19 protein-coding genes are annotated in these 25,519 nt (G+C 63.5%); 16 read left to right on the top strand and 3 right to left on the bottom strand.

Annotated elements, in window-relative coordinates:
• Positions 1 to 225 precede the first annotated feature (225 nt).
• The 14 genes from EB230_RS25125 to EB230_RS25060 all read left to right on the top strand — a co-directional run bounded on the left by EB230_RS25125 (position 226) and on the right by EB230_RS25060 (position 16,000).
• Positions 226 to 633 (top strand): DUF3168 domain-containing protein, encoded by a 408-nt coding sequence (locus EB230_RS25125; protein WP_056565597.1) that lies wholly within the window; start codon positions 226 to 228, stop codon positions 631 to 633.
• Positions 634 to 806: 173 nt separating this feature from the next.
• Positions 807 to 1,106: a hypothetical protein gene (locus EB230_RS25120; RefSeq protein ID WP_056563569.1), complete on the top strand. Its 300-nt coding sequence runs from the start codon at positions 807 to 809 to the stop codon at positions 1,104 to 1,106.
• A gap of 122 nt (positions 1,107 to 1,228) precedes the next feature.
• Positions 1,229 to 1,894: a response regulator transcription factor gene (locus EB230_RS25115; RefSeq protein ID WP_056563567.1), complete on the top strand. Its 666-nt coding sequence runs from the start codon at positions 1,229 to 1,231 to the stop codon at positions 1,892 to 1,894.
• Entirely contained in the window at positions 1,878 to 3,305 is a 1,428-nt protein-coding gene (locus EB230_RS25110; RefSeq protein ID WP_056563564.1) for an ATP-binding protein, read from the top strand. The genes EB230_RS25115 and EB230_RS25110 overlap by 17 nt, the downstream gene beginning before the upstream one ends.
• A gap of 187 nt (positions 3,306 to 3,492) precedes the next feature.
• Positions 3,493 to 3,930: a hypothetical protein gene (locus tag EB230_RS25105; protein ID WP_056565594.1), complete on the top strand. Its 438-nt coding sequence runs from the start codon at positions 3,493 to 3,495 to the stop codon at positions 3,928 to 3,930.
• Positions 3,931 to 4,173: 243 nt separating this feature from the next.
• The gene (gene ccmI, locus EB230_RS25100) at positions 4,174 to 5,313 is read left to right on the top strand and encodes a c-type cytochrome biogenesis protein CcmI (protein ID WP_056563561.1); all 1,140 of its coding nucleotides are present in this window, start codon (positions 4,174 to 4,176) and stop codon (positions 5,311 to 5,313) included.
• A gap of 8 nt (positions 5,314 to 5,321) precedes the next feature.
• Entirely contained in the window at positions 5,322 to 5,765 is a 444-nt protein-coding gene (gene ccmE, locus EB230_RS25095; RefSeq protein ID WP_056563557.1) for a cytochrome c maturation protein CcmE, read from the top strand.
• 26 nt (positions 5,766 to 5,791) lie between these two features.
• The gene (locus tag EB230_RS25090; RefSeq protein ID WP_056563554.1) at positions 5,792 to 7,783 is read left to right on the top strand and encodes a heme lyase CcmF/NrfE family subunit; all 1,992 of its coding nucleotides are present in this window, start codon (positions 5,792 to 5,794) and stop codon (positions 7,781 to 7,783) included.
• Positions 7,780 to 8,247 (top strand): cytochrome c-type biogenesis protein CcmH, encoded by a 468-nt coding sequence (locus tag EB230_RS25085; protein WP_056563551.1) that lies wholly within the window; start codon positions 7,780 to 7,782, stop codon positions 8,245 to 8,247. The genes EB230_RS25090 and EB230_RS25085 overlap by 4 nt, the downstream gene beginning before the upstream one ends.
• Before the next feature lie 131 nt (positions 8,248 to 8,378).
• Positions 8,379 to 9,929: a Do family serine endopeptidase gene (locus tag EB230_RS25080; protein WP_056563547.1), complete on the top strand. Its 1,551-nt coding sequence runs from the start codon at positions 8,379 to 8,381 to the stop codon at positions 9,927 to 9,929.
• A 348-nt stretch (positions 9,930 to 10,277) separates the two neighbouring features.
• The gene (locus tag EB230_RS25075; RefSeq protein WP_027041628.1) at positions 10,278 to 10,952 is read left to right on the top strand and encodes a response regulator transcription factor; all 675 of its coding nucleotides are present in this window, start codon (positions 10,278 to 10,280) and stop codon (positions 10,950 to 10,952) included.
• Between the two features lie 8 nt (positions 10,953 to 10,960).
• Entirely contained in the window at positions 10,961 to 12,442 is a 1,482-nt protein-coding gene (locus EB230_RS25070; protein ID WP_056563544.1) for an ATP-binding protein, read from the top strand.
• On the top strand, positions 12,442 to 15,402 hold the full coding sequence (locus tag EB230_RS25065; protein ID WP_056563541.1) for a bifunctional [glutamine synthetase] adenylyltransferase/[glutamine synthetase]-adenylyl-L-tyrosine phosphorylase: 2,961 nt from the start codon (positions 12,442 to 12,444) through the stop codon (positions 15,400 to 15,402). The genes EB230_RS25070 and EB230_RS25065 overlap by 1 nt, the downstream gene beginning before the upstream one ends.
• Positions 15,403 to 15,535: 133 nt before the next feature.
• Positions 15,536 to 16,000 (top strand): hypothetical protein, encoded by a 465-nt coding sequence (locus EB230_RS25060; RefSeq protein WP_172374135.1) that lies wholly within the window; start codon positions 15,536 to 15,538, stop codon positions 15,998 to 16,000.
• 46 nt (positions 16,001 to 16,046) lie between these two features.
• On the opposite strand, the gene EB230_RS25055 is transcribed toward EB230_RS25060, so the two are convergent.
• On the bottom strand, positions 16,047 to 18,368 hold the full coding sequence (locus EB230_RS25055) for a PAS domain-containing sensor histidine kinase (RefSeq protein WP_056563539.1): 2,322 nt from the start codon (positions 18,366 to 18,368) through the stop codon (positions 16,047 to 16,049).
• A gap of 195 nt (positions 18,369 to 18,563) precedes the next feature.
• On the bottom strand, positions 18,564 to 21,209 hold the full coding sequence (gene pepN, locus EB230_RS25050) for an aminopeptidase N (RefSeq protein WP_172374134.1): 2,646 nt from the start codon (positions 21,207 to 21,209) through the stop codon (positions 18,564 to 18,566).
• Between the two features lie 153 nt (positions 21,210 to 21,362).
• On the opposite strand from pepN, the gene EB230_RS25045 reads away from it, so the two are divergent.
• Both EB230_RS25045 and EB230_RS25040 read left to right on the top strand, forming a co-directional pair.
• Positions 21,363 to 23,669 carry a xanthine dehydrogenase family protein molybdopterin-binding subunit gene (locus tag EB230_RS25045; protein WP_172374133.1) on the top strand — a complete coding sequence of 769 codons (2,307 nt, stop codon included), beginning with the start codon at positions 21,363 to 21,365 and terminating at the stop codon, positions 23,667 to 23,669.
• Positions 23,666 to 24,631, top strand: a complete 966-nt coding sequence (locus EB230_RS25040) for a DMT family transporter (RefSeq protein WP_172374132.1) — start codon at positions 23,666 to 23,668, stop codon at positions 24,629 to 24,631. The genes EB230_RS25045 and EB230_RS25040 overlap by 4 nt, the downstream gene beginning before the upstream one ends.
• Here EB230_RS25040 and EB230_RS25035 read toward each other — a convergent pair whose 3' ends face one another.
• Positions 24,632 to 25,444, bottom strand: a complete 813-nt coding sequence (locus EB230_RS25035; protein ID WP_172374131.1) for a helix-turn-helix transcriptional regulator — start codon at positions 25,442 to 25,444, stop codon at positions 24,632 to 24,634.
• Positions 25,445 to 25,519 lie beyond the last annotated feature (75 nt).

Here is a 25,519-nt window from a genome sequence, read left to right as displayed (position 1 = left end):
CCTGACGGGCGGCGCAGATGCTTGATGCGCGCCTTCCTGGTCTGGCTCTTGCGCGTCTATCGGTGGGATTGTCGGCAAGTCGTATTTTCGAGATCATCGGCACTTATAATTCTTATGACGAATCGCCATCGTTTTCCCGTAGCCAACGCTATATCTGGCAAGGCATAGGGAAACCGGCAGACTTGGAAACGCATTGTCGGTTGCAGAGCAGCTCGAGGAATGAATATGACAGCGCCCGGCGATTTGCTGCAGGCACTCTTTCTGAGGCTCAAAACCGACAAGTCGTTGTCGGCGCTGCTCGGTGGCGCCGGGCTGCTCGAAAGGGCGGCCGACAATGCCGCGTTCCCTTATGTGACTTGTGGCCAGACCAGCGCCTTTGACTGGGATACCGGTGCCGAGAACAACGATGATCAGCTGATCACGCTGCACGTCTGGTCGAAAGCTCATGGCGAAGACGAAACCCTTGCCATCATGGCCGCCATCAAGGCCCGCCTTGCCAACGCCGCGCTGGTGGTCGGCCGCCGCGGCAAGACACGCCTATCGCTCGAATTCACCGAGGCCCGTTACGACGAAGATCTCCTTGTCCATCACGGGCTTCTGCGGTTTCGTGCGCTGACGCAGGAAAATGCCTGATACGCTTCCAATCTGACCGAAACGGAGTCTAGACTGGCATTTCAGGGATTTCGTCGGGTTGGGCGTCGAAATCACCATCTGGCGTCTCGCGTTTCAGGGGGAGTATCGGGCATGATTTTCGTGTCGATCACTGTTCATTTCACGTTCAGCACCGATGCGTTACAACGCTGGCCATGAAAACGTTTCGCTCCCTCTTTCGAACCGCGACCCTGGCGCTCAGTGCTGCCGGGCTGCTCGCGTCGCAGGCGATGGCGATGCCGGTGATCGCGCCAGACCAGGCCAGCCCGATCGTCCTGGCTGCGTCCGACTGCTACGCGATCGGCCAGCAGGTGGCAGAGCAGAATGGCGGAACGCTGGCCAAGGCCTCACAGTCGACACGAGGCGGCCAGCCGGTCTGCGTCATTGTCGTGCTGGTACCAGGCAAGGACGGGCAGCGTCCGCGTCGTTCCGAGATCGTCGTCCCGCAAAACTGACCCAATGCCCCATCTTACGGGCCACGTTTCCCAGGCCGCCGGAATCGGCCTATATCTGCCCAGTCTTCGATCTGCCCAAGTCTTCAATCTGAGCGAACTCTTCAACAGGTGTCGATCTCCGCATGCGCGTACTCGTCGTCGAGGATGACAAGGATCTCAACAGGCAGATAGCCGACGCGCTGGTCGACGCCGGCTATGTCGTCGACCGCGCCTTTGACGGCGAGGAAGGCCATTTCCTCGGCGATACCGAACCCTACGATGCCGTCGTGCTCGACATTGGCCTGCCGCAGATGGACGGCATCAGCGTGGTCGAGCGCTGGCGCCGAGGCGGCCGCAAGATGCCCGTGCTGATCCTGACGGCGCGCGACCGCTGGAGCGACAAGGTCTCCGGCATCGATGCCGGCGCGGACGACTATGTCACCAAGCCGTTCCATATCGAGGAGGTGCTGGCGAGGGTCAGGGCGCTGATCCGCCGCGCCGCCGGCCATGCCTCGTCGGAGCTCACCTGCGGGCCGCTGCGCCTCGATACCAAGGCGTCGAAGGCCGATGTCGACGGCGTGCCGCTGAAGCTGACCTCGCACGAATTCCGCCTGCTTGCCTATCTGATGCACCATATGGGCGAGGTCGTTTCGCGCACCGAACTGGTCGAGCATCTCTACGACCAGGATTTCGACCGCGATTCCAACACCATCGAGGTATTTGTCGGGCGGTTGCGAAAGAAGATGGGCATCGACATGATCGAAACCGTGCGTGGCATGGGCTACCGCATGCGTGAGCCGGAGGCGTAACTCGGAACCGATCAAACCAACCGCAAGGGCGCCGCTTTCGCTGCGTTTGTGGCCGCGTTCGCTGACGTTCCGCGTGATCGCCTTTTCCACTGTATGGGCGATCCTGACCCTTGTCGTCATCTTCACCCTGATCACCACGCTCTATCGCCAGGCCAGCGAGCGTGGCTTCGACAGCCTTTTGTCGGCGCATCTGTTCAACCTGATCGGTTCCATCGGGATTTCAGACACGGGAGCGCTCACCGGTGCTCCCGACCTCGGAGACCTCCGCTTTTCGGAGCCGAATTCGGGCTGGTACTGGTCGGTTGAGCCTGCCTCGGAAGGTGTGCATGGCGACCTTCACTCGTCGTCGATGACAAGCAAGATCCCGTCGCCGAGCGTGGCCGAGGTGCCCTTCAATGCCAGCTTCCAGCGCAGCTATGCGGCCGAAGGCATTGACGGCGAGCAACTCGAAGTGTTCGAGAGCGAATTCGTCCTCGACGCCAAGAACCGCGCCGCGCGGTTTCGTGTCATGGGCAACCAGAGCGAACTCGAACAGGAGATCGCCACCTTCCAGCGCCGCCTGCTGACCTATCTCAGCCTGTTCGGCGTCGGCATGATCGCGATCAACGCGATCGCCATTCTGCTCGGCTTGCAGCCGCTGCGCAGGGTCAGGAACGCGCTTGCCATGGTGCGCGAGGGCACCGCACAGAGGCTCGACGGCCGCTTCCCGGCTGAGATCGAACCGTTGGCCAACGAAACCAACGCCTTGATCGAGAACAACAGACGCATCGTCGAGCGCTCGCGAACCCAGGTCGGCAATCTCGCCCATTCGCTGAAGACGCCGCTTGCCGTGCTGCTCAACGAGGGTAGGGCGCTTGGCGGCGCCAAGGGACAATTGATCGCCGAACAGGCCGCCTCGATGCAGAAGCAGGTCGACCATTACCTGCAGCGCGCCCGCGTCGCTGCGCAGCGCGACAGCGTCGTCTATCGCACGCCGGTGGCGCCGCTGGTCCAGCGCATGGTGCGGGTCTTGCAGAAGCTCAACCCGCAGACCGGCCTGTCGCTGTCGCTGCCGGCCACCGAGATCGTCTTTGCCGGAGAGCGCGAGGACCTTGAGGAACTGCTTGGCAATCTTCTCGAAAATGCGATGAAATGGGCAAAAAGCGCCGTGTCGGTCTCGGTTGCGTCCCTGGCCGGCAAGGATGACATTTTTTTCGAGATCATCATCGAGGATGACGGCCCGGGCATCCCCGAGGACAAGGCGCGCGACGCGCTGAAGCGCGGAAGGCGCCTGGACGAGACAAAACCGGGAACAGGTCTGGGGCTTGCCATTGTCGCCGACCTTATCAACGAGTATGGAGGCGTACTGGCGCTCGAACGGTCCGACATGGGCGGGCTGAAGGCGGTGGTGCGATTGCGGAGCCTCCAGTAATGCTACTCAGGGCCGATCGGCAGCGATGGACGGCGCATATCATGGCGGCATATCGATTGATCCCGGAGCGGTCTGCAGCGGCCAAATTTCCGACAAATATCAATACTATGGCCACGCCTACTTCTCCGATGACGCGGCCCCCGGCGCATCCATGGCAGGCTCCAATTCAAGAAAATCGGTTGTTGGCATGAAGATTCGCGTCGCGCTCGTTTCCGCCCTCCTGGCCGTGTCCGGCTGCACCACCTTGAGCGGCAAGGGCCCGACGTTGGCGCCGACACCGGCGTCGACGCCTCCGGCGAGTGGCAAGGTTACCAAATCGATCATTTCGGCGATGGGTGGCGGTCTCATTGGCGGTTCGATCGGCGCCGGCCTCAGTGAATCCGAAAAGCGCAGCGCTCTCGAGGCGGAATACAAGGCGCTCGAATATACGACGAGCGGCCAGAAGGTGGCGTGGAAGGGCGATCAGGCATCCCGCTATGGCGAAGTCGTTCCGGCCCAACCCTATCGCGTCGGTTCGCAGGATTGCCGCCAGTACACGCAGACCGTCTTCACTGGTGGAGCCGGCGTCACGGCGCGCGGAACCGCTTGCCGCAACGCCGACGGCAGCTGGACGCCGCTGACCTGAGAGCTGCATGCCGCCCAAAAGTGCGCAGCGGTTTTGGGACAACGGCATGCATAAGGCGTAGATGCATGTCGCCCAAAGCGCGCGGCGGTTTGGGACAACGACACGAACAAAACAAAGATCGGATCGGCTCCGATTGGAATCTGGCCGGTTGATGTCCATCAAGGACATTCGGCGCACCGACCGTCAAAGCGTCGCAGGATGCCCGTGTTGGCAGGGCAAGGCTCTGCCGTTATTGGAAGAACCATGCTGTTCTGGGTCATAGCCGCGATACTGACGCTCGGTGCGAGCCTGGCGGTGCTGCTGCCGCTGGCCGGAGGCGCCAGGGGCGCGTCGTCGAGCGGCGATCACGATCTGGAAGTCTATCGCGATCAATTGTCCGAGCTTGACCGTGATGTCGCACGCGGCTTGATCCAGCCGGCTGAGGCGTCCGAGGCGCGCGCCGAGATCGCGCGCCGCATCCTTCGCCTCGACAATGCGGATGCGGCCGGCAAGACGACGGCCGGGCATGCTTTTTTCAACGCAAGACTTGTCGCGACAGTGGCCGTGCTGGCTGTACCGCTGGTCAGCTGGGGTCTCTACAGCCAGATTGGCTCGCCCGATTTGCCGTCGCAGCCGCTCAGCGAGCGGTTGACCAAGAATCCGGCCGACAGCTCGGTCGACGAACTGGTTGCGCGGGCCGAGGCTCACCTTGCCGCCAATCCTTCCGACGGCCGGGGATGGGATGTGCTGGCCCCGATCTATCTGCGTATGCAGCGCTTTTCCGAGGCGGTGGCGGCGTACCGCAACGCCATCCGCCTCGACGGAGACAGCGCGGTTCGCCAGGCCGGCCTCGGCGAGGCGATCGCCGGTGCGGCGGGCGGCATTGTTTCCGCCGATGCCCAGGATGCCTTCGAGGCGGCGCTCAAGCTCGATCCGGCCAACGCGAAAGCCAGCTTCTATCTGGCCATGGCCTTGGCGCAGGAGGGGCGAAACAAGGACGCGGTGACGGCCTGGCAAACCATGCTTGGCACCTTGCCGCCCGACTCGCCTTGGCGCGACGCCGTCGAGCAGGCGCTGGCCAAGGCCGCCAGCCCCGAAGTCGCTTCCGGCGCGGACGCGAAAGGCCCCGAAGCCGTGGATGTCGACGCGGCTTCGTCCATGTCGCCGCAGGATCGTGAAGCCATGATCAACACGATGGTCGCCGGCCTCGATGAAAAACTGCGGCAAAATCCGCGTGACCCGGAAGGATGGATGCGGCTCGTTCGTTCCTATGTCGTGCTGGGCAAGGCCGATCAGGCGCGCGGGGCGCTGGGGCGCGCCATTGCCGTCTTTGGCGCCGGCAGTGATGAAGCCAAGAAATTCACCGCCTTTGCCGCCTCGCTCGGCCTGGCGGCGACGGAGTAGAACGTGTCATGACACGCAAGCAGAAGCGGTTGTCGGTGATTGTCGGTGGGTTGGCTTTCCTGGGCGCCGCCACCGGTCTGACCTTCTACGCGCTTGGCCAAAAGGCGTCCTATTTCTACATGCCGGCGGACCTCACCACCGCCAGTGTCCAGCCCGGCCAGCGCATCCGGCTCGGCGGTTTGGTCGAAAAAGGCACCGTACAGCGCGGGCAGGGCGCGACAGTCGCCTTTTCCGTCACCGACACGCATAAATCGGTCAAGGTCACCTATACCGGCATCCTGCCTGATCTTTTTCGCGAGGAGCAGGGCGTCATCACCGAAGGCACTTTTGGCCCGGACGGGGTCTTTGTCGCCGACAGCGTGCTGGCCAAGCATGATGAGCGCTACATGCCCAAGGAGGTGGCCGACGGGCTGAAGGCCAAGGGCGTCTGGCAGGAGAGCAAGAGTGAGTGAGTCGGGCGGAAGGGCAGGGGTCAATCATGGTTGAAACCGGACATTTCGCACTGGTCCTGGCGTTCGCGCTTTCGCTGGTGCAGACGATCGTGCCCCTGTTCGGCGCGCGGCTCAACAACCAGCGCCTGATGGCTGTCGGCGGTCCTGTCACGATAACGGGTTTTGCGCTGACGGCGCTGTCCTTCGTCGCGCTGGCGGGCGCCTACGCGAACTCCGATTTTTCGGTGGCGAGCGTCTGGGAAAACTCGCATTCGCTGCAGCCGCTGATCTACAAGATCACCGGAACCTGGGGCAATCACGAAGGCTCGATGCTGCTCTGGGTGCTGATCCTGACCTTCTTCGGTGCCCTTGTCGCGGCTTTCGGCTCCAACCTGCCGGCAACGCTGCGCGCCAATGTGCTGGCCGTGCAGGGCGCCATTGGCGCTGCCTTCTTCCTGTTCATCCTTGCGACGTCCAATCCTTTCATCCGGCTCAACCCGGCGCCGATCGAAGGCCGCGATCTCAACCCGATCCTGCAGGATCTCGGCCTCGCCATTCATCCGCCGCTGCTCTATCTCGGCTATGTCGGCTTCTCGATCTGCTTCTCCTTCTCGGTCGCCGCCCTTATCGAGGGCCGCATCGATGCTTCCTGGGCGCGCTGGGTGCGCCCATGGACGCTGGTCGCCTGGATGTTCCTGACCGGCGGCATCGCGATGGGGTCCTATTGGGCCTATTACGAGCTCGGCTGGGGTGGTTTCTGGTTCTGGGACCCGGTTGAGAACGCCTCCTTCATGCCGTGGCTGGCGGGCACCGCGCTGCTGCATTCGGCCATCGTCATGGAAAAGCGCTCGGCGCTGAAGATCTGGACGCTGCTGCTCGCCATCCTCACCTTTTCGCTGTCTCTGCTCGGCACCTTCCTGGTGCGTTCGGGCGTGCTCACCTCGGTGCATGCCTTCGCCACCGACCCGACGCGCGGCGTCTTCATCCTGTGCATCCTGACGCTGTTCATCGGCGGCTCGCTGGCATTGTTCGCGCTGCGCGCCTCAAGGTTGACGGCCGGCGGACTGTTCCATCCAATCTCGCGTGAAGGCGCGCTCGTCCTCAACAATCTGTTCCTGACCACGGCGACCGCCACCGTGCTCGTCGGCACGCTCTATCCGCTGGCGCTGGAAGCGCTTACCGGCGGCAAGATCTCGGTCGGCGCGCCGTTCTTCGACCTGACCTTCGGCCCACTGATGCTGCCGCTTCTGGCCCTTGTGCCGTTCGGGCCGCTGCTCGCCTGGAAGCGTGGCGATGTCTTCGCCGCGGCGCAGCGCCTGATGGCTGCCTTCGCGCTGGCGCTGGCTGCGATGCTGGTCACTGGCCTGTTTATCGACGGCGCTTCGGTGTTCGCCGCCCTCGGCATCGGCCTTGCCGTCTGGCTCGTCGCCGGAGCCCTTACCGACCTTGCCGTCAAGTCCGGTGTCGGATCGGTTGCAGCGGCCGTCATGTTCAGGCGCTTCGTCGGCCTGCCGCGCTCGGTCTTCGGCACGGCATTGGCCCATCTCGGCCTTGGCCTGACGTTGCTCGGCATTGTCGCCACGCTGTCCTTCGGCACCGAGAAGATCCTTACCATGCGGGCCGGCGAGACGGTGGAATTGTCAGGCCATACGCTGCGTTTCGTCGGACTTTATCCGGCCCAGGGCCCGAACTACAGCGAGGATCGTGGCCGCTTCGAGCTGATCGGCGTCAGCGGCAGTCGTGTCGGCGAGATCAGTTCCGCCAAGCGCTTCTATCCGGTGCGGCAGACGACGACGACGGAGTCCGGTATCAAGACCCTTGGTTTTTCCCAGCTCTACATTTCGCTCGGCGATGAGGGCAAGGACGGGTCGGTGGTGGTGCGCCTGTGGTGGAAACCGCTGGTGACGCTGATCTGGGGCGGCGGCCTGGTGATGATGGCGGGTGCTGCCATGTCGCTGATGGACAGGCGCTTGCGTGTCGGCGCGCCGTCGCGGCGGCGCAAGCAGGCCGATGCCGCAGCGACCGCGAGCCTGCCATGAAGGCAAGGTTCTCTGTCGGATTGCTTGTCCTGATGCTGGCGCTCGGCTTCGCCGGCTCGGCGCTGGCGGTGAAGCCCGACGAGATGTTGGCCGATCCGGTGCTTGAGGCGAGGGCCCGGACACTCTCGGAAGGCCTGCGCTGCATGGTCTGCCAGAACCAGTCGATCGATGAATCCGATGCCGATCTTGCCCGGGACCTGCGTATCCTGGTGCGCCAGCGTCTCGTCGCCGGCGATACCGACCAGCAGGTGATGGACTATGTGGTGTCCCGCTACGGCGAGTTCGTGCTGCTGAAGCCGCGTTTCGATCTGCGCAACGCGTTGCTTTGGGGCACGCCTGTGCTGTTGCTGCTGATCGGGGGCGTCTTCATTGTACTCAGCGCACGGTCGCGCAGAGTCCTGGTGACCAAGTCCCTGTCTTCGGATGAACAGGCGGCATTGGACGCCATCCTCCGCCGCGACTGACGGCTGCTGGCGCCCGCCAACATTACCAAAGTTTCATGCGTCGGAAATGGCGCTGTAATGTGGGCCGCTCTAATTCTCTCTTCGAGGATGCCGATCAAGGCGCGTCCGTTTGAAAGAGGATACGAGACCCCATGAATATTGCCCCCAATTCATATTCCCGCACCCGCAAGCGTCTCCTGGCTGCTGCCGCGTCCATCGCCATTGCCGGCGCGATCGGTGTTGGCGCGTTGACCAGTGGAACCAGCCCCGTTCTGGCTGACGCAGTCCGCGTCGAGGCTCCGCAGGTTCCGAGCTTCGCCGATGTCGTGGAGCGCGTTTCGCCGGCCGTGGTCAGCGTCAAGGTCAAGGCCAAGATCCAGCCGACCGCAGATGATGGTTCCGACGACCAGGATGGCTTCGACAATCTTCCCAACAATCCGCAGTTGCGCCGTTTCTTCAAGGAATTCCGTGGCTTCGGCGACCAGGGCGGCCAGAATGAGGACGGCCACCGTCGCTTCGGTCATCGCGACCGCAACAATGACCAGCCACGCCCGGTGGCCCAGGGCTCCGGCTTCTTCATTTCCGAGGACGGCTATCTCGTCACCAACAACCATGTGGTCGAAGAAGGCACCGCCTTCACCGTGGTGACCAATGACGGCAAGGAACTCGACGCCAAGCTGGTCGGGACCGATCCGCGCACCGATCTCGCCGTACTCAAGGTCGATGGCGGCGGCAAGTTCACCTATGTCGATTTCGCCGACGATTCCAAGGTTCGCGTCGGCGACTGGGTGGTGGCCGTCGGCAATCCGTTCGGTCTCGGCGGCACCGTCACCGCCGGCATTGTGTCGGCGCGTGGCCGTGACATCGGCGCCGGCCCCTATGACGATTTCCTGCAGATCGACGCCTCGGTCAATCGCGGTAATTCGGGCGGCCCGACCTTCAATCTCAACGGCCAGGTGGTTGGCATCAACACCGCCATCTTCTCGCCCTCGGGCGGCAGCGTCGGCATCGCTTTCGATATTCCCGCCTCGACCGCCAAGCAGGTTGTCGGCGATCTGATGAAGAGCGGGGCGGTGCAGCGCGGCTGGCTCGGCGTCGAAATCCAGCCGGTCACGTCTGATATCGCCGAGTCGCTTGGCCTGAAGTCCAACAATGGCGCGTTGGTATCCAGCGCCCAGGACAACGGCCCCGGCAAGAAGGCAGGTATCACCGCTGGTGACGTCATCACCCAGGTCGATGGCAAGGACGTCGCGTCGCCGAAGGAACTCGCCCGTCTGATCGGTGCGTATTCGCCGGGCAAGTCGGTTGATGTCACCGTCTGGCGCGACGGCAAGAGCCAGACGGTCAAGGTCGATCTCGGCAAGCTGCCGGCCAGCGACAAGCAGGCTTCGAACGACCAGCAACAGCAGCCCGCCGCTCCGGCAAAGCCCGATTCGCTGGCCGATCTCGGCCTCACCGTCACCAAGTCCGAAAACGGCAAGGGCCTTGTGGTCACCGATGTCGATCCCGACAGCGATGCAGCCGACCGCGGCATCCAGCCGGGCGATATCATCACCGCCGTTAATTCGAACGAGGTGAACGGCACCGAGGACGTCACCAAGGCGATGACCGACGCGGTGAAGTCCGGCCGCAAGGCGGTGCTGATGCAGATCACCCGCGACAACACCAATCGGTTCGTCGCGCTGCCTGTCGCCAAGGGCTGACAACGACTTTTCCGATGCGGCGGTTTCAACACCCCCGAGCCGCCGCATGGGAAAGCATGGAGCCGGGTACGTTAGTCAGTCATCGTGCTCTCCTCCAGCGGCAGCGGGCCTCCCATCGCCCGCTGCCGCACATTCTGGACGCCGCCCAAAAACACTCGCCCGGACCTGGGACGAGAGGATGTGGTGATTTCAGGATCATGCCCGAAAGCAGGCATGTCCGGGATGAAGACCACCAGAGAACAAGATCGCGCGTGCTCTCGATCATCTTGATCGCGATGCGCTTTGGCAAAGGCTAAAATGCAGATGCCGGCTACTCAACCTTCCAGCGAAATCGCGTATAACGGCCCTATGAAGATTCTCGTCATAGAAGATGATCGCGAGGCCGCGGATTATCTGCAGAAAGCCTTCGCCGAGGCCGGTCATACCGCCCATGTCGCCGGCGACGGCGAAACCGGTTTCGCGCTTGCCGATGCCGGTGACTATGACGTGATGGTCATCGATCGGATGATGCCGCGTCGCGACGGCCTGTCGGTCATTGCCGGTCTTCGCTCCCGGGGCAACACCACGCCGGTGCTGATCCTGTCGGCGCTGGGCGAGGTCGATGACCGGGTCACCGGGCTGCGCGCCGGTGGCGACGATTATCTGACCAAGCCCTATGCATTCTCCGAGCTTTTGGCCCGCGTCGAGGTGTTGAACCGGCGCGCCAGCGCCAAGGAGGCCGAAACCGTCTACCGGGTTGGCGACCTCGAACTCGACAGGCTGTCGCATTCGGTACGCCGTGCGGCGCGCGAGATCACGCTGCAGCCGCGCGAATTCCGCTTGCTGGAATATCTGATGCGCCATGCCGGCCAGGTGGTGACGCGCACCATGCTGCTCGAGAATGTCTGGGACTATCATTTCGACCCGCAGACCAATGTCATCGACGTCCATGTCTCGCGGCTGCGCGGCAAGATTGAAAAAGGCTTCGACAAGCCGATCCTGCATACGGTTCGCGGCGCCGGCTACATGCTGAAGGGCGGCTAGGCGGCAGCATGGCGCTTTCCGTGCCCGCCATCATGAGGACGACGGCAGCGCGGCTCTCGGCGCTCTACCTTCTGCTCTTCGCGCTCTGCGCCGTGCTGCTTGTCTTCTACATGACCTCGCTGTCGGCGCGCATGCTGACGTCGCAGACACAGGAGACCATCAACGACGAAGTGCTCGGTCTTGCCCGGGCCTATCAGCGCGGTGGCCTGCCGGTTCTGGTCAGGGTGGTGGAGGCCCGATCGCGCCAGCCAGGCGCCAATCTCTATCTGATCGCCGACGCCAATGGCCAGATCCTGACCGGCAACGTGCAGAGCCTCGAACCGGGGGTGATCGACACCGAGGGCTGGACGACCGAGCCGTTCTCCTACAAACGCTTTGGAGAAGGCGAGCTTGACCGCCTGCGCAGCGGAACGACCGACCAGGCGACCCCTCCCGCAACTGGTGACAACGCGGCGCAGCAGACCGAAGGCGCGCAGGGCCACAACGCCATTGCACTGGTGCTGCGGCTGCCCAACCAGATGATCATGCTGGTCGGCCGCGACCTTGGCGAACCGGAACGTTTCCGCGCCGTCATCCGCCGTGCGCTGACGCTTGCGCTTGGCATGATGGGCCTGGGCGGCCTCCTGATCTGGTTCTTTGTCGGCCGAGCCGCGCTCAAGCGAATCGACAGCGTTTCGGAGGCCAGCCGCCGCATCATGGGCGGTGACCTGTCGGGCCGGCTGCCGGTGACCGGCGCCGGTGATGAGTTCGACCGGCTTTCGGAAAACCTCAACTCCATGCTGGCCAGGATCGCGACGCTCAACGAAGGCCTGAAGCAGGTTTCCGACAACATCGCGCATGACCTGAAGACGCCGCTGACCCGGCTGCGCAACCGGGCCGAAGCGACGCTTTCCGGCAAGCACAAGCCCGCCGATTATCGCCAGGCGCTGGAAGGCACCATCGCCGAGTCCGACCAACTGATAAAGACCTTCAACGCCATCCTGATGATCTCCCGTCTGGAGGCAGGATATTCGTCCGAACACACCACCCGTGTCGATCTGGCGGCGGCGGTTCGTGATGTCGTCGAACTCTATGAGCCGGTGGCGGAAGAAGCTGGCGTTTCGCTCGAAGCCGAGACGAACGGCGCTTTTCTCGTCGACGGCAACCGCGAGTTGATCGGCCAGGCATTGTCCAACATCGTCGATAACGCCATCAAATATTCGTCGGATTCCACCTCCAGGCCGGCGGTTCGTGTGACGCTCGAGCGGACGCATGGCGAGATCAGGCTTTGTGTCGCAGATAACGGCCAGGGCATTCCGGACGATGCCGATCGCGCCCGGGCGACCGAACGTTTCGTGCGGCTGGAGAAGAGCCGTTCGCAGCCCGGTTCCGGACTTGGCCTCAGCCTTGCCAAGGCGGTCATGACTTTCCATTACGGGCGGCTTGATCTCCTGCCTGGCAATCCAGGACTATCCGTGGTCATGAGTTTCCCCGCACGGGAGGATCACTGATGGCTGCGGTCGCGAAACGGACGGTCACGGGCTGGCTGCTGAAGCCGGCGGTTAGGCTTGCCCCTCTCGATGATGGCCAGGCGCGACAGGAATTGGCCGACATTGTCGCGGCGGCACGCGAAGAAGGGCTGACAAGGCTGGCCAAATTCCTGACCGCCGAGGGGGAGGGCCAGGATTTCCTGGCTGCTGCCTTCGACCTCTCGCCGTTTTTGCGCGATACGGCGCGTCGCCGGCCGCAGATCCTGGATGCTCTTTTCGACCAGCCGGTCGAGGCCCGCCTGAAAGCGATCACCGACGCGATCGACCAGGCGCCACTGGCCGAGACAGTTTCCGAATCCAGCCTGATGATGGAACTGCGCCAGTGCAAGGCCGAGGCGCATTTCCTGATCGCGCTGGCCGATCTCGCCGGGGAGGCGGAAACGTCGCTGACGGTGCGGCGGCTGAGTGATCTTGCCGACGCATGCACCCGTGCGGCCGTCGATTTCCTGCTGCGCGACGCGCACGGCCAGGGCAAGCTCAGACTGCCTGATCTGGACAACCCCTCGCGGCAATCGGGTTGGATCCTGCTCGGCATGGGCAAGCTCGGCGCGCATGAGCTGAATTTCTCCTCCGACATCGATCTTGTCGTTTTCTTCGATCCGGAAGCGCCCGCCCTCGTCGATCCTCTCGACGCCACCGAGCTGTTTTCGCGGCTGACGCGACGGCTGGTGCGCATCCTGCAGGACCGCACCGAACACGGCTATGTCTTCCGAACCGATCTGAGGCTGCGCCCCGATCCCGGTTCGACCCCACTGGCGATCCCGGTCGAAGCCGCGCTGCGCTACTACGAAGCGCGTGGCCAGAACTGGGAACGCGCGGCGATGATCAAGGCGCGTCCGGTGGCCGGCGATCTGGCCGCGGGCGCCGCCTTTCTCAAGGAACTGCAGCCCTACATCTGGCGCAAATACATGGACTACGCGGCGATTGCCGATGTCCACTCGATCAAGCGCCAGATCCATGCTCACAAAGGGCACGGCGAGATCGCGGTGAAGGGACACAACGTCAAGCTCGGCCGTGGTGGCATCCGCGAAATCGAGTTCTTCGTCCAGACCCAGCAACTCATCGCCGGCGGCCGCTTTCCGGAACTGCGCGGCCGCGAAACCGTGCCGATGCTCGGCCAGCTTGCCGCACGCGGCTGGATCACCGCCGATGCGCGTGATGCGCTCGCCAGCCAATACTGGTTCTTGCGCCGTGTCGAACACGCCATCCAGATGGTGGCCGACGAGCAGACGCATACACTGCCGGAAGACGATGAGGGACTTGAGCGGATCGCCCATATGCTGGGCTTTGCCGATGCGGCTGCCTTTTCCCTGGCGTTCCGCGCCTCGCTCCAGCAGGTCGAACGCCACTATGCGGCGCTGTTCGAAACGGCACCCGAGCTTTCGGCGGGTATCGGCAATTTGGTTTTCACCGGCGATGTCGACGACCCCGACACACTGCAGACCTTGCACGGTCTCGGCTTCCAGCGGCCGAGCGACATCTGCCGTGTCATCCGCGGTTGGCACTTCGGGCGCTACCGCGTCACCCAGTCGGCGGAGGCGCGCGAGCGGCTGACGGAATTGACGCCGGCCTTGCTCAAGGCCTTCGGCCAGACGCGCCGGGCGGACGAAGCCTTGATCCGTTTCGACGAATTCCTTGCCGGCCTGCCTGCGGGCATCCAGCTGTTCTCGCTGCTGCAGTCCAACCCGGCACTGCTCAAGCTGATGGCGACGATCATGGGTGCGGCGCCCCGGCTTGCGGCGATCATCACGCGCCGGCCGCATGTGTTCGACGGCCTGCTCGACCCCGCTCTTCTCAGCGAACTGCCTGACCGCGCCTATCTCTCGGCACGTCTTTCCGCCTTCCTCGAAGGTGACAGGGTCTATGAGGAGGTGCTCGACCGGTTGCGCATCTTTGCCTCGGAACAAAAGTTCCTGATCGGGGTGCGGCTGCTCGCCGGTTCAATCGATCCGGCCCGGGCCGGCCGCGCCTTTTCCGATCTCGCCGATCTCACCATCGAGGCTGCCCTGCAGGCGGTGACCGCCGAATTCTCGGCGCGCCACGGCACGATCGCGGGCGGTGTGGTTTCGCTGCTCGGCATGGGCAAGCTCGGCAGCCGCGAATTGACCGCGGGGTCGGATGTCGATCTCATCCTGCTCTACGACCATGACGCGAACGCCGAGGATTCCGACGGCGACAAGCCGCTGGCGCCTTCCCACTACTACACCCGAATGACGCAGCGGCTGATCTCGGCGGTATCGGCGCCGACGGCGGAAGGGGTGCTCTACGAACTCGACCTGCGGCTGCGGCCGTCCGGCAACAAGGGGCCGGTGGCCACCCATATCGATGCCTTCAAGAAATATCAGCGCCAGGAGGCCTGGACCTGGGAACACATGGCGCTGTCGCGGGCGCGCGCCATTGGCGGCGACGCCGGCCTGTGCGCCGAGGTCGAAGCGGAAGTTGCCGCCGTCCTTGGCCAGCCGCGCGACGCGGCGAAGGTTAAGACCGAGGCCGCGGATATGCGCTCCATGATCGAGAAGGAGAAGCCGGCGCGTGATCTCTGGGACATCAAGCTCATCCCCGGCGGGCTGATCGATCTCGAGTTCATCGCTCAGGTGGCTGTCATCACCGGGCAGGTCGAGGCCGGGCCGCGTTTCACCGGTACGGCCGAGATCTTGTCCCGCCTCGCGCCTGGCTTCGCCGATGCCGGCGTCAGGCAGGAGCTTGGTGCCGCCTTCGCACTTTATCTGGCGCTGACCCAGATGACCCGGCTTTGTCTCACCGGACCGTTCGAGCGCGACGACGTTCCTCCAGGGCTTTCGGATCTGCTGCTGGCGGTTACCGACCTGCCGGATTTCGGCGTGCTGGAAGCCCACCTCAAGGAAACGTCGCAACAGGTCAGGAAGGACTTTGACCTTTTGCTTCGTGCCGGACGACCGTGAAGTAGCCGTCGAAGCATCGGACCCAAAAAGACCGGTTTGGGAAGATCCGATGCTCGAACAAAGAGATGGAGCGGCAACAGGATCGAAGATCCGCCGCCTCGCGTCGGGGGTGACGATGCAACAGGAGAAGACCATGAGAAAGTCAACCAAGCTTGCCCTTGCCTTCGCGGCACTTGCCGGCGCCGTCGGCACCACAGCCTACGCCGAAAACAATGCCAGCGCGAAAATGCGCGACAGCATGATGGCCCGCCTCGACAAGGCGATGAGCGACTCAGACGGCGCCATCACCTTCGACCAGTTCTCCGACGCCATGAACGTGCGGCTGAAGAAGCTCGTTGCCGCCAATGGCGGCAAGCTGACCGTCGCCCAACTGGCCGACGCGCTGGAGAAGGCGCGCTTCGAGCGCATGGCCAGGCGCATCATCGCCCGCTACGACACCAGGGGCGACGGCACGCTGACCACGGGTGACATCACCGGTCGCGAGAAGAAAGTGTTCGCCATGCTCGACAAGAACAATGACGGCAAGATCGAGAAGAGCGAGCTGCCTAAGGGCGGGCGCTTTGGTCGGCAATCGGATGACGACGACAGCGTCCGATAAGATCGCTTGATCCAGGCTTCAGCGGCATCGCTCGGAGCCTGCTGCTTCAAGCCGCGGCTTTCACCGCCGCCGGCGCCTTCTTCACCGGAATGCGCACCGACACAATCGTGCCGACACCTTCGGTCGAACGGATCTTCAGCGCGCCGCCCTGGAGCTCGGCCAGCGAGCGCGAGATGGCGAGGCCAAGACCTGATCCGGCATGGTTCTTGGAAAACTGGTTCTGCACCTGTTCGAAGGGCCGCCCGAGCTTGCCGAGCGCCTCCTTCGGGATGCCGCAGCCATTGTCCTCGATGGTCAGCACCAGGGCTCCCGATGTGTTGCGGGCCCTGACCGATATGTGGCCGCCCTGGCCGGTGAACTTCACCGCGTTGGACAGGAGGTTGATGACGATCTGCTTGATCGCGCGGCGGTCGGCGAACAAGGTCAGCGCGTCGGCGATGCGTGTTTCCACGGTGATCGCCTTTTGCGCGGCCTGCAGCGAGACGACGCGCACCGTCTCGCTGATCAACGGGCCGAGGTCGATCTGTTCCTGGTCCAGCGAGAACTGGCCGGCTTCGATCTTGGACATGTCGAGAATATCGTTGATGACGCCGAGCAGATATTTGCCGCTGCTGTTGATGTCGGTGGCGTACTCTTCGTAGCGCTCCGACCCCAGCGGGCCGAACAGCCCCTGTTCCATCAATTCGGAGAAGCCGATGATGGCGTTCAGCGGTGTACGCAATTCATGCGACATGTTGGCCAGGAATTCGGATTTGGCCCGGTTCGCCGCTTCGGCGCGCTCGGTTTCCTTCATGTATTTGCGGTTGAGGTCGACCAGTTCACGAGACCGTTCCTCCTCGGCCCGGCGGGCGAGGCTGAGATCATGGATCGTCGCCATCAGCCGGCGTTCGCTGTCGACCAGCTTCTCCTGATGCAGCTTGATCTGGGTGATGTCGGAGCCGACAGAGACGATGCCGCCATCCCTGGTCTTGAGTTCGTTGACCTGCAGCCAGCGGCCGTCTGACAACTGCCGCTCGAAAGTGGCGCCGCCTTGTGGACCATTGGTGTTGGCGAGCCTGCGCTCGGAAGCAAAAGCCAGCATCCGCTCTTCCAGGGAAGCGCGCGTCACGCCTGGCATTACGTCACGATCCGAGAGCCCGTTGTCCTGCTGGTACTTGGAGTTGCACATGATCAGCCGCTGCGTCGAATCCCACAGCACGAAGGATTCGTTGATGTTCTCGATCGCGGTCCTGAGGCGAAGGTCGGCCGCCTCGGACCGCAGTGCCAGATGGCGCTGCTCGGTGACGTCGACGGCAATGCCGATCAGCTGGATTTCCGGTGCTTCCGGATCCATGACCTGTGCGCGAGCGCGCATCCACACCCATTGGCCATCGGCATGCCGCATCCGGAACACCTGGTCGATGTGGTCGATCTCGCGGGCGACAATTCTGTTGGCGAGTTCGAACAGGTCGCCGTCCTCGGGATGGATGATCTCGTCGACCTCTCCGAAGGACAGCATCGTCTCGCAGGGCTCGTAGCCCAGCATGTCGTACATCGAGCGCGACCAGTACATCTTGCCGCGCACCATGTCCCAGTCCCACAGGCCGCAGCGGCCGCGCACCAGCGCCATGTCGATGCGCTGGTGCGCTTCGAGGTAGATGCGGTCGGCGGACTGCGCGCGCGACGCCTGCCCGAAATAGGCATAGAGGATGATGATCAGTACGCCGGCCGTCAGCACGAACAGGGTGACGTTGAGCGAGACGGTCTTGCGCCATGTGTCGAAGACCGCTTCCTGCGGCACCAGAGCCGCCGCTGCTCCCTTCCGGTCCTTGGCGACGCTGACCGCGGCATACCAGTCCTGGCCGCCGATATTGACCTCCATGACGCCGGCGCGGTCGCCGAACATGAACAGGGGCTGGCCGCCCTGGACGAGGCCGTCGAGCGAATGCCCTTGCCAGGGGACCGAGCGCGGTGTCACCGCGGTGATCTTGAAGGCGGTGTCGGTGATGACGAGCACATGGCTGCGGCCCATTGCGCCCTGACGGCTGGTGGTCTCCAGCAAGTCCTGGATGGCGCCGGGCAGGGTGTCCGAGGTGGTGGCAAGCGAACTGGCCAGCTGACCCGCCGCCAGTGTCAGGATCGCCTTGGCATCACGCTCGACGTCGTCGCGCTCGTTCATCAGCGACAGCATGCGAAGCGCCGCGATGACGAGCAGGAAGATGATGATGAGGGCCGGTATCGACCGGCGCAGCAGCGGTTCGGCGGCCAGAAGCCGCTTGTAGGCCGGTTCGGCGATGAGCCGCGTATTCCCGGCAAGGCCGTCGCCGCGCGTCTCGCGACGCGCAAAAGCCATCCCACCGGGCGCGCCCCACGCGTCCGCCTTCGCCATAAATGGCACTCCCCGAATTTGCCTATGCTGCTTTGTGATCCGGCAAACGCCGCACTTCCGAATCGTCAGTAAAGAATCAAAGGTGATTCGCCTTGTCCAGTGGTCCGGCGAAAAAAGATTAAAAATCGACTAAAATAATCGGTTTTGGAGGCGCCGCGCCTCGGCCTTTCCCGCTCGGGAGAAGGCCGAGGGTAGCTAGGCCAGCGTGCGCTCGACAATATCACGCAGGTCCGCCGACAGGTTTTCGGCATTGGCGATCGAAAGCAGGGCTTCCCTGGCCTTGGCCTGACGGCCCGGTTCGAGCGAACGCCATGATCTCAGTGCCGTCGCCAGCCTTGCCGCCACTTGCGGATTGCGCTTTTCGACCTCGAGCACCGTTTGCGCGAAGAACCGGTAGCCTTCGCCGTCGGGGCGATGGAAGCCGGTTTGGTTTGCGCTGGAGAAAGTGCCGATCAGCGAGCGTACCCGGTTAGGGTTTGCCATCGAGAAGCCTGCGTGAGCAGTCAGGGCGCGAACTGTGTCGACAGCCTGCGGCCCCGGTACGCTGGCCTGGATCTGGAACCATTTGTCCATGACCAGCGGGTCGGACGCATAGGTCTTTTCGAAAGCCGCCAGCGCTTTGTTTGTCTCCGGCGAACCATGGTGACGATGCGCGAGCACGGCAAGCGCGGCCGCCCGATCGGTCATGTTGGTGGCGGACTGGAAATGTCCGGCGGCAAGTGCCGCGCCGCCCGGCAGCAGCGAGAGATAGTCCAAAAGGACGTTGCGCAGGGCGCGGCGTCCGGCGCTTGTCGCATCCGGGCTGAACGCGGCCGTGTCCGCGAGGCGATCATACAGTTGCGCGAAGGGTTCCCGGTTCGCCCTGGCGATCGCCAGCGCAAGAGCCTGTCGAGCCGTGTGGATGGCGTCGGGATCGATGTTCTTGCCGATGTCGCGGGCGATATCGGCATCGCCAGGCAGCGACAGCGCCAGCGCCCGGTAGGCGGGCTCAAGTGCCTCGTTGGCGGCGATGCGGCCGGCAAGCTCGGTCAGCCGGGGCGTGAAGTCGGGCTGCTTGCCGCCAAGGATCTCGCGGAAAGCGGCGATCAGCGCATCGGTGAGGAGCGTATTGAAGGCTTGCCAGCGCGAGAAGGCATCGCTGTCATGGTGGGCAAGGAAGAACTGATCGTCGGCCTTCTGCTCGACAGACAGCGTCACCGGCGCCGAAAAGCCGCGGTTGAGCGACACGGCCGGACGTTCGGCAACGCCTGAAAAGCGCACCATGTGGCGGCGCTTGCGGACATGGATGACGCCATCCTCGACGCTGGCGCCCTCGACTCCGCTATACGCCACAGGCTTGCCGCCAGCGCCGATCAGGCCAAAGGCGAGCGGTATATGCATCAGCCGCTTGCGGCTTTCGGAGGGTGTGGGCGGCACCGACTGCTCGATCTCGAGCGTGAACTCCCGCGCGGCCGGATTGTGCGTCGTACTGATCGTCAGATTGGGCGTGCCCGCCTGATGATACCAGAGCGCGAACTGCGACAGGTCGCGGCCCGACGCATCCTCGAACACCTTGATGAAATCCTCGATCGTGGCCGCTTCGCCGTCATGCCGCTCGAAATAGAGGTCCATGCCGGCGCGAAAGGCTTCCGTCCCGAGGATGGTGCGGATCATGCGCACCACTTCGGACCCCTTTTCGTAAACGGTCGCCGTGTAGAAATTGTTGATCTCGCGGTAGCGGCGCGGCCGCACCGGATGCGCCAGCGGACCCTGGTCCTCGGGAAACTGGTGGGCGCGCAGCGTGCGCACTTCGGCGATGCGCTTGACCGCGCGCGAGCGCTGGTCGGCGGAGAATTCGTGGTCGCGGAAAACCGTCAGCCCTTCCTTCAGGCAAAGCTGGAACCAGTCTCTGCAAGTGATTCTGTTGCCTGTCCAATTGTGGAAGTATTCATGCGCGATGATCGCCTCGATATTGGCGAAATCGGCGTCCGTCGCGGTCTCCTGATCGGCCAGCACATATTTGTCGTTGAAGATGTTGAGGCCCTTGTTCTCCATCGCGCCCATGTTGAAGTCGGACACGGCGACGATGTTGAAGACATCGAGGTCGTATTCGCGACCAAATGCCTCCTCGTCCCATCGCATCGACCGCTTCAGCGCGTCCATCGCGTAGCCGGCGAGCTTCTCCTTGCCGGGCTCGACATAGATGCCGAGTTCGACCTCTCGACCGGACGTGGTGACAAAACTGTCGGCGACCTGACCGAGATTGCCGGCCACCAGCGCGAACAGATAGGACGGCTTGGGGAAGGGGTCGTGCCATTCGGCATAGTGCCAGCCGTCGCCGAGATCGCCCTTGTCGACCGGATTGCCGTTGGAAAGGAGCAGTGCCGCCTCGTCGCGCAGAGCCTCGATCCGCACGGTGTAGACGGACAGGATATCGGGCCGATCCAGGAAGTAGGTGATGCGGCGGAAGCCCTCGGCCTCGCATTGCGTGCAATAGACGTTGTTCGAGCGATAGAGACCCATCAGGGCTTCGTTGCCAGCCGGCGCCAGTTCGGTTTCGATGAGCAGATGGAAGCGGCGCGTGGCCGGCGGTTTGAGAATGGTGAGTTGGTCAGGTGTCACCAGCAGGTCCGCCGGTCTTGCCAGCTTGCCGTTGATCTCGATGCGCTTGAGGATCAGCCCGTCGCCGTCGAGCACCAATGGCGCCGCCGCGGACACGCCGTCACGACGTTCGAGCGTCAGCGTTGCGGTGACGATCGTGGCCTCGGGCGCAAGGCGGAAGGTGAGGTTGGTCTGCGGAATGAGATAGTCGTTGGGGCGATAGTCTTCGAGCTTGAAGACCTGGCCGGTGTCCGTGCGCATTCCGTTGTTTTTCCTGTCGATTGCGTTGGAAGCGGACAGTTCCCGCTGTCCAAGAAATTTGAAGTCCGCGCTCTTTACACGAAACGATCCCTCGACAAAACTCAACCGACGCCTATTTCAGGCGTTCATTCTCCACATCGTCACGAGGCACCCATGACCGTCGTCACACCGAAATTCGGCATGGGCGCTTCCGTGCTGCGGCGCGAGGATGCGGCATTCATCCAGGGACAGGGCAGCTATACCGATGATATCAAGCCGGCCGGCGTCTTGCATGGCTATGTCCTGCGATCGCCGGTCGCCAAGGCAAGCTTCAGAATCGGCTCGACGGAAGCGGCTAAGCAAGCACCCGGCGTCCATCTGGTGCTGACTGGCAAGGATCTCGCTCATCTTGGCGATCTCAAGTCCGGTGTCATGCAGGCACAGCCGGACGGCACCAAGGCGCCGACGCGCGACATTCCGATCCTGTGCCGGGACCGCGTCAACTATGTCGGCGATGCCGTTGCTTTTGTGGTCGCCGACAGCCGTGCCCTGGCGCAGGACGCCGCCGAACTGATCGATGTCGACTACGACGGCCAGGACGCCGCTTCCGGCACGGCGACGGCACTTGCCGAAGGCACGCCGCTGGTCTGGCCGGAACTCGGTTCCAACCGTGCCTTCACCTACCACATGGGCGACAGCGCGAAGACGAAGGCGGCCTTCGCCAAGGCGGCTCATGTCACCCGCATCGAATTCGTCAACAACCGGCTGGTCTGCAACTACATGGAGCCGCGCTCGGCGATAGGCGAATGGAATGTCGAGGAAAACCGCCTGGTGCTGACCACCGGGTCGCAGGGCGTGCATTCCATGCAGTACATCCTGGCCAGCCTGTTCAAGATCAAGAAGGACCGGCTGCGCGTCATCACGCCCGATGTCGGCGGCGGGTTCGGGCCGAAGAGCTTCGTCTACCGGGAATATCCGTTGGTGCTCGAGGCCGCTAAGCGGCTCGGCCGCCCGGTGAAATGGGCCTGCGACCGTACCGAACATTTCCTCACCGACGCGCAAGGCCGCGACAACGCCGTTACGGCTGAAATGGCCATGGACAAGGATGGCCGCTTCCTCGGCATGAAGGTCGCGCTGCTCGCCAATATCGGCGCCTATGTCTCGCAATACGGCCCGTTCATCCCCTATATCGGCGTCACCATGTCGACCGGCGTCTATGACATCCAGGCGCTCGATGTTTCGGTGACCGGTCTCTACACCAACACCTGCCCGGTCGACGCCTATCGCGGCGCCGGCCGGCCCGAAGCGGCGTTCTTGCTGGAAAAGCTGGTCGATGCCTGCGCCCATGATCTCGGCCTGCCTGTCGACGAAATCCGCCGCCGCAACTTCATCCGACCCGAGCAATTCCCTTATCGCACGCAGACCGGCCGCCTGTACGACAATGGTGAATTCGAAGGCCATATGGACCGCGCCATCGAACGGTCCGGTTGGAAGACGTTTGCGCAGCGGCTGGAGCAGTCGAAGAGCGCCGGCAAGATCCGCGGCATCGGCATGGCGACCTATATCGAGGCTTGCGCCTTCCCGGGCTCCGAACCCGCCTTTGTCGAACTCAACGGCGACGGCACGGTGACGCTCAAGATCGGCACCCAGACGAACGGCCAAGGGCATGCCACCGCCTATGCACAGTTCCTGTCGGAAAAGCTCAATCTCGACATCGACAAGATCCATGTCCGCCAGGGCGACACCGACGAATTGAAGTCGGGCGGCGGTACCGGCGGCTCACGGTCCATTCCATTGGGGGGTGTATCGGCTTCCCGCGCGGGCGAGGACCTTGCCAACAAGATCAAGCGCATCGCGGCCGACGAGCTGGAAGCCTCGGCCGGCGATATCGAACTGGCCGATGGGGTTGCCCGCATCGTCGGTACCGACCGCGCGATCGATTTTTCCAGCATCGCCAAGGCCGCGAAAAACCCTGATGATCTCAAGGGTTTCGGCGAGTTCGTCCAGGACGAGTGCACCTATCCGAACGGCACCCATATCTGCGAGGTCGAGATCGACCCCGACACCGGCACGACCGACATCGTGCGTTATACGATCGTCGACGATTTCGGTGTTACCGTGAATCCGATCCTGCTCGCCGGCCAGGTCCATGGCGGCGTCGTGCAAGGCATCGGCCAGGCGCTGACCGAGGAAACCATCTATGGCGAGGACGGACAGTTGCTGACGGCGAGCTTCATGGACTACGCCATGCCGCGCGCCGACAATTTTCCGTTCTTCCATTTCGAGACCCGCAACGTGCCGTCGACCACCAACGCGCTGGGCATCAAGGGCGCGGGCGAGGCCGGCACGATCGGTTCGACGCCGGCCGCGCTCAACGCGGTGACCGATGCGCTGTGGCGTGCCTACGGCATCCGGCATATCGAGATGCCGGCGACGCCGGCGCGAATCTGGGCCGCCATCAGGGGCGCATCGCCAACGTGACATCAGGGGCGGGGGCGGAACCAGGAACGACGGGCGGCCACGGTACGCTGAGGGGCATCGCGCTCAAGATCGTCTCGGTGGCGGTTTTTGTCGGCATGCAAACCTGTATCAAGGCGGCCGGCGACGTGCCGGCCGGGCAGATCGTGTTCTTCCGCTCCTTCTTCGCCATCTTCCCGATCATTGCCTTCCTGGCATTGAAAGGGCATCTGGCGACGGCATTCGTCACCAAACGTCCCTTCAACCACGTCGCGCGCGGCGTCGTCGGCGTCGGTGCCATGGGACTTGGCTTTTTCGCGCTCACCCGGTTGCCGCTGCCGGAGGCGATCACCCTGAACTATGCGCAGCCGCTGCTGGTCGTGGTGTTCTCTTCGGTCTTCCTCGGCGAGACGATCCGCGTCTATCGCTGGAGCGCTGTCGCCATCGGCCTCATTGGCGTGCTCATCATCTCCTGGCCGGAACTGACCCTGCTCAATTCGGATGAAGCGCTCGACGACCAGGAGGTCCTGGGCGTCATGGCCGCGCTGGTGGCCGCGGCCATCTCGGCTGTCGCCATGCTGCTTGTGCGCAATCTCGTGCAGACGGAGAAGACGGCGACCATCGTTTTGTGGTTCTCGTCGACCGCGAGCGTGCTCTCGCTGCTGACGCTGCCTTTCGGCTGGCAATCGCTTACGCCAGTTCAAGCCGCGCTGCTCGTCATGGCCGGCTTCTGCGGCGGCCTCGGCCAGATCCTGATGACCTCGGCCTATCGCCATGCCGAGGCGTCGGTGGTGGCACCGTTCGAATACACCTCGATGATCCTCGGCGTCGTCGTCGGCTACTTCGTTTTCGGCGACGTGACCTCGCTCAGCACGCTGGTCGGCGGCCTGATTGTTATCGCGGCCGGCATCTTCATCATCTGGCGCGAACGGCAACTGGGCCTGGAACGCAAGCGAACGCGCAAGGCGACGTTGCCTCAGGGCTGATCAGGACCGTTCGGCGCGCTCCTTGGCCAGCCGCACCAGCACGGCCCTTGTCTGCTCATCCGCCGGGAAGAAGGATTCGATCGCCAGTTCCGACAAGGTCACGTCGAGCGGTGTGCCGAACACGGTGATGGTGCTGATGAACGACAGCACCTGACCGTCATGGGCAAGCCTGAGCGGATGCACGATGGCGTTCGGCTCGACGGGTGCCGGCCGACCGCCTTTGAGGCCGGAAGGGTAGCCGCGCAACTCGCGCTCCAGTTCGACCAGCACCGGGTCGCCGGTCGCATCGTTCTGGTGCTTGAGACGCTCCAGCAGATGCGTGCGCCATTCCTGGAGGTTTACGATGCGCGGTGCGATGCCGCCCGGGTGCAGGGAAAGGCGAAGCACATTGACCGGTGGCGCCAGCAGTGAAGCGTCGCTGACATCGACAAGGAACGGAGCGATCGCGGCATTGGCCGAAACCAGGTTCCAGTGCCGGTCGACGGCCAGTGCCGGAAACGGTTCATGCCCTTTGAGCACGGTCTCGACCGCCGCCATCGCCGGCGCCAGCGTCGTGTCGGTGAGCGGCCGTTCGCCGAAGCTCGGCGCAAAGCCCGCGGCCAGCAGCAATTGATTGCGTTGCCGCAGCGGGATCGAAAGCTGCTCGGCCAGGTGCAACACCATATCGCGCGAGGGCGCGGCGCGTCCGCTCTCGACAAAACTCAGGTGCCGCTGCGAAATCTCGGCCTCCATGGCGAGGTCGAGTTGGCTCATGCGGCGTCGCGTGCGCCATTCGCGGATGAGACTGCCGGCGGAGGTTTGGGCTGATGTCATGGGGGATGGCTAGGCCGACAGGGACGGCATTTCAATTACCTGCGAGGTTATCGCCAGAGCATGATCCCGAAAAGT

It is taken from the genome of Mesorhizobium sp. NZP2234 (assembly GCF_013170765.1).
Taxonomy (GTDB): Bacteria; Pseudomonadota; Alphaproteobacteria; order Rhizobiales; family Rhizobiaceae; genus Mesorhizobium; species Mesorhizobium loti_D.
The sequence above is the reverse complement of the archived record's forward strand: the minus strand, read 5'-3'. Positions and strand labels throughout refer to the sequence as shown.